Source organism: Amycolatopsis sp. NPDC004169, assembly GCF_040610315.1.
Classification (GTDB): Bacteria; Actinomycetota; Actinomycetes; order Mycobacteriales; family Pseudonocardiaceae; genus Amycolatopsis.
In genome coordinates this window covers 94,329-101,577 of record NZ_JBEXMD010000037.1, presented here as the reverse complement: position 1 = coordinate 101,577, position 7,249 = coordinate 94,329, and the positions used below count along the sequence as shown (strand labels likewise).

Sequence of the window (7,249 nt, the reverse complement as noted above, 5' to 3'; positions counted from 1 at the left end):
CTCCTCGAATAAGTCCGTGCCGGAGTGGTTGCGCGAAGCGCGACTGAAGGCGCTCAAGCTCTCCACCCGCCGGGGGCAAGCCCCCGGGCCCCCGGTCTGGTCGCCTCTCGTAGGCGGCCTCCGGAACCCTCCTGGCGTCCGGGTCTGGTTGACCGTCGCCGGGGTCACGTGGTCGTAGACCCGGGCGACGCCCTTCATCTTCTGCCCCAGCCGGGCGCGCCGAGCGACCTCCGGGTCAGCCAGGTGCTGTGTGTGGCGACCTCCGTGGAAGGTGAACGTCGGGAGGATCGAAGGAACTTCACCCGCGGGACGTCTCCACACCTTCGAGGTCCATGAGCAGGTTGCGGACGGCCTGCGTCACCCAAGCCTGTGTCGGGTGCGCCGTAGTACCGAGAATGCGGATCCGCCGGCCAGCGTGGTGGATAGCCGCGAGAATGTACTGCCGCTGTCCAGTGAGGGTGATGGTCTCGATGAAGTCCATCGCCAGAACCGCCTCGGCTTGAGAGCGCAGAAAGTCAGCCCATCTGACCGTCGTCCGTTGCGGTGCTGAGTCGACACCTTCGGCCTTGAGGATCTCCCATACAGTCGAGGGAGCAACCTCGATACCGGGCAGCGCGAGTTCGCCATGGATGCGCCGGTAGCCCCATTCGGCCGCCAGGCGCAGAACGAGACGACGGATCGAGGTGCGGGTACGCGGGCGCCCAGGCCTTCGATTCACGCTTGCGCGGGCATCACGGCGTTTCAGCAGGTTGCGATGCCACCGCAACACCGTATCCGGGCTGACCAAGAGCCGGAGCCGACGTAACGCCGCGCGGGACAGCGGCACCAGCAATATCGAGAGGAACATCCTGTCCTCGGGCCGAAATTGCGGACGTCGGCCGCCGAGCTGTCGTTGCAAGATGGTGAGCTGGTGGCGCAGAGCGAGGATCTCGACGTCTTTTCCGGTCAGCCCTCAGCAAAAGTCGTAGTGCCGCGAAGGCGTGGGCAACGGCGAGATAAGCGAACCGAACCAGTACGAGACGCGATCATGCCGGAGGGCGAACGACCACCCACTATGGCACTCGACCTCCATGCTTGGGCGTCAGGCGTGAGCTGTCACTGTCGTTCCAGGCGATGCAGCCGGAGCTCGTCGGCAGCGACCAGATCCCCGCGGCAGCGCTACTCGACGAGATCAATGCGAACGTCAGGCGGGCGGTCGGCCCGGCGCGGGCGGGCTGCTCATCTCGGCGGCGGGCCGGAGGGCGGCATTCGCCGGGTCTTGCCCAGACGTCGGCAGTCTCGTCATCCACCTTGACCGCCGGACGCGGCCCGCTCGTCGATGGCTTGCGCGATCCCGCAGACGTGAATGTCGCCGTCCGGGCCACGGTGGGCGGTCCCCGCGAACCGCACGGGGGTCGGACCGAGCGCCAGGCCGACCCGCACGGTGTCTTCGATCGGGTCGCCGGTGAGCAGGCTTGCGCGCACCTGCTCGTCGAGTCGGGAACGGTCGGTGTCGTCCACAAGCGCCAGGAACCCCGCGTAGGTCGTCGGCGGGTGGGGATCGAACAGCAGACCGGACCAGGTCATCGTGCCGGCGCTCGGATGCCATTGCCAGATGCCCACGCGCACCCTGACCCACTCCCGGAAATCCACGCCGCCGTCCTGGCCGACGCAGTAGATGAACTCGTCGTCCGGGTCGGCGAGGAAGCTCCACCGGGTCCGCCGGTAGTGCCCGTCGCGGATCAGGAAGCCCACCTCGGCGTCGTCCCAGCGGCCGATCTTCATCAGCAGCTCGATGCCCTCGACCATCCCGTCCCGGTCGTCGGGGTGCACGAACTCCCACCACGACACCGAGGCCAGCTCGGCGATCGTCCAGCCGAGCAGTTCGCTGTGGCGGGCGTTCGCTGCCTGGTAGAACCCGTGGAAGTCGCTGCGGCCGAGAAGCATCGGGCCGCGTCCCCACTCCTCGGACAGCGACCTTCCCCCGATGCGTTCGGTCGCCCACTCGACGACGTGCGCGGGCCATGCGGCCTGATCTGACATCCCGGGAGCCCCTCCCCGTCCATTCGGCCTCCTCACGGCCGCCGGCTGCGCCGACCCGGCACGACAGAGCTGCGCCGGGTGCGGCCTCGACAGGTGATCGTGCACCAGCCGGACCGCCGTCGCACCCTGTCCACGGCCGTGGCGACTCGTTCGACCGGTCCGATGCGCATGTCGCCCGCGGCGGAAACCCCGGGCACGCCGGTTTCCACGGCGGCGGCGCGCGTCCCTGCGGCGCGCTGGACTCGTCAGGAGGGTCACGTGACGGGCGGTGCGGACCACGACGCGAATCGGCCACGGTCATGGCCGGACCCGTCGCAACACGCACGATGCGGGGCGTCGGCGCACGGGTCGATGCGCGGCCCGTCAGCTGGCGGGGATCATGCCGTGCGGGTCGAGGATGAACTTCCGAGGGACGCCGGCGTCGAACTGCGCGTAGCCGTCCGGTGCGTCGTCCAGCGAGATCACGGTGGCGTTGACATTGCGGGCGATCTGCACCCGGTCGTTGAGGATCGCCATCATCAGCCCGCGGTTGTAGCGCAGCACCGGGCACTGGCCGGTAGCGAAGGAGTGGGACTTGGCCCAGCCCAACCCGAACCGCATCGACAGCGCACCGACCCTGCTGTCCTCGTCGGCGGCGCCGGGGTCGTCGGTCACGTACAGCCCGGGGATGCCGATCCGCCCACCGGCCCGGGTGATCGCCATCGCGGTGTTGAGTACGGTCGCCGGCGCCTCGCGGCCGTCCTTGGTGTGGCCCTTGGCCTCGAAGCCGACGCAGTCGACAGTGGCGTCCACTTCGGGCACGCCCAGGATCTCGGCGATCTGGTCGGGCATCGGCCCCGCCGACGGGTCCAGCGTGGCGCAGCCGAAGGTGCGCGCGTGCGCGAGCCGCTCGGCGTTCAGGTCGCCGACGATCACCACGGCGGCCCCGAGCAGGAACGCCGAGGTCGCTGCGGCGAGCCCGACCGGTCCGGCTCCGGCGATGTACACCGTCGAGCCAGTGCCCACCCCCGCCGTGACGCAGCCGTGGAAGCCGGTCGGGAAGATGTCGGTGAGCATCGTCAGGTCGCGGATCTTCGCCAGTGCCCGGTCCCGGTCGGGGAAGCGCAGCGCGGTCCAGTCCGCATAGGGCACCATCACGTACTCGGCCTGACCACCGGGCCAGCCGCCCGTGTCGACGTAGCCGTAGGCGCCGCCGGGACGGTCGGGGTTGACGTTCAGGCAGATCCCGGTGTCGCCGTCGTGGCAGGTGCGGCAGCGCCCGCAGGAGACGTTGAACGGCACCGAGACGATGTCGCCGATGGTGAGGTTCTCGACGTCGGGTCCTTTCTCGATGACTTCGCGGGTGATCTCGTGGCCGAGGATCAACCCGACCGGCGCGGTGGTGCGCCCGCGGACCATGTGCTGGTCGCTGCCGCAGATGTTGGACGACACCACCTTCAGGATCATCCCGTGCGGGCACTTGCGGTTCTCGTTGCCCGGCGGGACGCCCGGGCCCGGTCGCAGGACCAGCTCGGGGTAGTCGATCGTCTCGACGCTCACCTTGCCCGGACCTTGGTAGACCACTGCACGATTGTCCGCCATGACGCTCTCCTCGCTGCTCTTCGTGGAGACCAGCCTGGTTCGCGGCCCCGCTTCGGGCACCGGCCTGCCGGGTCTGCGGTGTGGGCCGTCCACCGCCCTGACGGGACGATCCGCGGTGTCGCTCCACACGGGATGGCCCCCTGGACGCTGCCACCATTCGGAGCAGGCACGGTCGCAAGGGCGATGGTCATCCCTACAGCCCGGGTCGGGCACGCGGTCGCGGTCAGCGATATCGCCCCGGAGACCGCCCGACCCGCACGGACGCGACTGGAACGGGCACGGCGGCGTCCAACCGAGCAACGCCGCCGAGGGCTGGTCCGGGTCGGTGTGGCGCTGCCACTGGACGTCGCTGCCAGGCAGCGGGTAATCGAGCCCAGCGTTCTGCTGGTGGCCGTCGCCGGTGACGACCTCCCTGTTCATGGCGGCCATACGTGGCGTCATCGCGGTGGCGCAGACGGCGAGGCTGGCCAGGGCTGGCCTACATCGCGCTGCGCGATGCCGACGTCACGATTCTGACGAATTGCCGGATGTCAGCGGCCATACGGCGACCACCTCTGCCATGGCACCGACCCAACAGGCCGGTTGGAGAGGCAACGGATGGACCCATCGGGCCGAGGGCGGCCGACGGCCTGCCGAGCAGTGTGCAAGGTATGGATATCGCGGTGATCGGAGCGGGCACCGTCGGACGGGCGCCGGCCTCGACGATGGTGCGGGCGGGGCATGCAGTGTGGGTCAGTGACGTCGACGGCGAGACGGCCAAGGCCACGGCCGACGCGACCGGCGCCACCACGGCCGGCTCGAACCGGAGCGCCGCGGATGCCGCGCAAGTGGTCGTGCTCGCCGTCTCCTTCGACGCGGTCGGTCCGGTCCTGGACGAGCTCGGCCGGGCCGTCGAGGGCAAGATCGTCGTCGACGTCACCAATCGGATGGATCCGCAGCAGCTCGACGGGACGTCCAACGCCGAGGCCACCGCGGCCCTGGTGCCCGCGGCCCACGTGGTCAAGGCGTTCAACACCGTGCTGGCCGCGCGTCAGGCGGACCCGGTTGTCGACGGCGTGCAGCTCGACGGTTTCGTCGCCGGCGACGACGAGCAGGCCAAGCAGGCGATCCTGGACCTGGTCGCCTCGATGGGGTTCCGGCCGATCGACGCAGGCGGGCTGATCATGGCAAGGGCACTGGAGGCGATGGCCATGCTGAACATCAGGCTCAACATCAGCAACGGATGGCCGTGGCAGGACGGCTGGAAGCTCGTCGGCCCGACCAGTTGACGGGGAGGGCGCCACGATGTGTATCGACCCGACACGGCGTCGCGGTACCCGACACTCCAGGGGGCGGAAGTCGGCCCCACGGGCCGGTTCGCCCGCACAGCAATGGCTCCACCGGGGCGAGGCGCCGCGGGCAGAGCCCGGGCACACTCAGTGCGATGACCGACGACCACGACCGGAAGGGCTCCCCCGTGAGTACCGCGATGACCGTGCGCAGAGCGACGACCGTGACCGACGCGCCACCGGAGACCGAGCCGCTGCCCGGCGACGCCGCCGCCACCCGGGTCGGCGGCGACATCGTCGACGAGTGGGGGAAGCAGTCGTTCCCCGCGAGCGACCCACCGGCCAACTGGTGAGCCCACGACGGTCGGTCGCGCTCCCCTCGGGGCAGCTGGTGCCGGCGCTGGGGCAGGGCACGTGGGGCTGGGCGGAGCACCCCGACAGCCGTGCCGACGAGATGGCAGCGCTGCGCCTGGGCCTCGACCTCGGGATGACGCTCGTCGACACCGCGGAGATGTACGCCGACGGCGGCTCGGAGGAGCTGGTCGGCGAGGCGATCGCGGGGCGGCGCGACGAGGTGTTCCTCGTCGACAAGGTGTTGCCCGGCAACGCCGACCGGCAGGGCACCCTGGACGCCTGCCGGCGCAGCCTGGGCCGCCTGCGCACCGACCGGATCGACCTGTACCTGCTGCACTGGCGGGGACGGGTGCCGCTCGGCGAGACGGTGGCGGCGTTCGACGAGCTGGTGCGCGGCGGCCAGATCCGGCACTGGGGCGTCAGCAACTTCGACACCCGTGATCTCGCCGATCTCGCCGCCGTCGCCGGTGGTGGCGACGTCGCGACCGACCAGATCCTCTACAACCTGCAGCGGCGCGGGCCCGAGTTCGACCTGATCCCGCACTGCCGGCAGCGTGGCCTGCCGGTGATGGCCTACTCGCCGGTGGAGCAGGGACGGCTGCTGGAGCACCCGGCCCTGGCGGAGGTCGCGAACCGGCACGGGATCACTCCGGCCCGAGCGGCGTTGGCCTGGGTGCTGCGGTCCGACGGGATGATCGCGATCCCGCGGGCGGGGTCGCCCGAACACGTCCGGGACAACGCCGCAGCGCTCGAGGTCCAGCTCGATGAAGACGACTTCCAGCTGCTGGACCAGGCGTTCCCGCCGCCCCGGACCCGTCGGGCACTCGAGGTGCTCTGAACTCGCGAGCCGGCGGCGCTGATCGCGCTCGTGTCGAACGGGGCCGTGACGGATCGTGCGAGCCCGGGCACGCCGGCCCGACGAGCCGACCCGGCCGCGCAGCTGACGCCCGCAGGAGCCGGGTCCTCCACCTGCACCTCCAGCTCCCCGTGGGCGACACGCACCCGGACCAAGCGGCCGGGCGTCAGCTCGCCGACCAGCAGGAGAGCGGACAGGCGGTTGTCCACCTCGCGCTGGAGGCGCCGATCCCGTACCCGCCGCTGCGGTACGCGGTCGAGGACATCGAGGTGGACGGCACCTTGATCCGCCGCGGCGACCCGACCCCGGTCGGCTTCGGCGCCGCCGGGCGCGACCCCGCCCAGCACGGCGACACCGCCGCCAAGTTCGACATCACCCGTGTGGCCGCACCTCACCTTCGGCTACGGCATGCACCACTGCCCAGGCGCACCGCCGGCCCGCCTCGAAGCCAAGGTGGCGCTCCCGGCGCTGTCCGCGCGGTCGGTCTCCACGGTGAACGGATTTCCCGGCCAGTTACCAATCCGCCTGGCGATCACCGTCCCGTACTGCAGTACCGCGAGCAGACCGTTGTCGGTAGTCACGTGCCCGCTCCAGTGTCCCGGACCAAGACCGGACCCGACAGTGACAGCGGCGGCGTACCCCTTCTCGGTTAGGCAGTAGCTGACCGAGAGGACACGGTCGGTGGGCCCGGCCATACTCGCCCGGCGACCGTGGCCAGTTCCAAGGCGGCACGTTCCCGGCGTTACCGGCCGATGTCGCCGAAGACATTGTGGCGGCGGGTAGGAGCCACGCCGACAACGTCACCCTCGATAGTTGGCGATGACGACTCAAGTTTTGGCCCGCCGGAAGCGGCGGAGACGGCTGAGTTTCGGGTGACCCGCCGTCATCGAGGCTGGGGCATCGGAACTACCACGTCGCGGCGGCACTTCGGCGCCTCGCCGATGCCATCGGAGTCCGAGCCGCACCCCGGGCGTTACACGTTCGCTCAGGCGTCGCAATCGCGGAAGCGGAACAGCCGCCGACGGCGTAGGGTGCGCAACACCAGGTCCGCGTCGGGGAGGCCGGAAGTGATGCCCGAGCACGACGCGGCCCCACGGGACCCCGAAGCCAGAACCGACAACTGGTGGCGCGCCCAGCTGTCGAATCTCTACGGTCTCTCCGCGATTTC

General features: G+C 70.4%; 7 protein-coding genes and 1 pseudogene. 4 read left to right on the top strand and 4 right to left on the bottom strand.

The window, feature by feature from the left end; all coding sequences use genetic code 11:
- Positions 1-159: 159 nt before the first annotated feature.
- The 4 genes and pseudogenes from ABZX11_RS36655 to fdhA form a co-directional block, all read right to left on the bottom strand.
- Positions 160-306, bottom strand: a pseudogene (locus ABZX11_RS36655) (integrase); the annotation flags it as partial.
- Positions 299-847, bottom strand: coding sequence for a helix-turn-helix domain-containing protein (locus ABZX11_RS36650; protein ID WP_354922052.1), 549 nt, complete (start codon positions 845-847; stop codon positions 299-301). The gene ABZX11_RS36650 and the pseudogene ABZX11_RS36655, both read right to left, overlap by 8 nt.
- Positions 848-1,281: 434 nt before the next feature.
- Complete coding sequence (locus tag ABZX11_RS36645; protein WP_354922049.1) at positions 1,282-2,022, bottom strand: PAS domain-containing protein; 741 nt, start codon at positions 2,020-2,022, stop codon at positions 1,282-1,284.
- A gap of 363 nt (positions 2,023-2,385) precedes the next feature.
- Positions 2,386-3,603: a formaldehyde dehydrogenase, glutathione-independent gene (gene fdhA, locus ABZX11_RS36640; protein WP_354922046.1), complete on the bottom strand. Its 1,218-nt coding sequence runs from the start codon at positions 3,601-3,603 to the stop codon at positions 2,386-2,388.
- 650 nt (positions 3,604-4,253) lie between these two features.
- Here fdhA and ABZX11_RS36635 point away from each other — a divergent pair.
- The 4 genes from ABZX11_RS36635 to ABZX11_RS36620 all read left to right on the top strand — a co-directional run bounded on the left by ABZX11_RS36635 (position 4,254) and on the right by ABZX11_RS36620 (position 6,734).
- Positions 4,254-4,871 carry an NAD(P)-binding domain-containing protein gene (locus tag ABZX11_RS36635; RefSeq protein ID WP_354922043.1) on the top strand — a complete coding sequence of 206 codons (618 nt, stop codon included), beginning with the start codon at positions 4,254-4,256 and terminating at the stop codon, positions 4,869-4,871.
- A 155-nt stretch (positions 4,872-5,026) separates the two neighbouring features.
- Positions 5,027-5,224 (top strand): hypothetical protein, encoded by a 198-nt coding sequence (locus ABZX11_RS36630; RefSeq protein ID WP_354922040.1) that lies wholly within the window; start codon positions 5,027-5,029, stop codon positions 5,222-5,224.
- Positions 5,221-6,063 carry an aldo/keto reductase gene (locus ABZX11_RS36625; RefSeq protein WP_354922037.1) on the top strand — a complete coding sequence of 281 codons (843 nt, stop codon included), beginning with the start codon at positions 5,221-5,223 and terminating at the stop codon, positions 6,061-6,063. Before ABZX11_RS36630 ends, ABZX11_RS36625 begins: the two co-directional genes overlap by 4 nt.
- Before the next feature lie 149 nt (positions 6,064-6,212).
- Positions 6,213-6,734 (top strand): hypothetical protein, encoded by a 522-nt coding sequence (locus ABZX11_RS36620; RefSeq protein WP_354922068.1) that lies wholly within the window; start codon positions 6,213-6,215, stop codon positions 6,732-6,734.
- Positions 6,735-7,249: the final 515 nt, after the last annotated feature.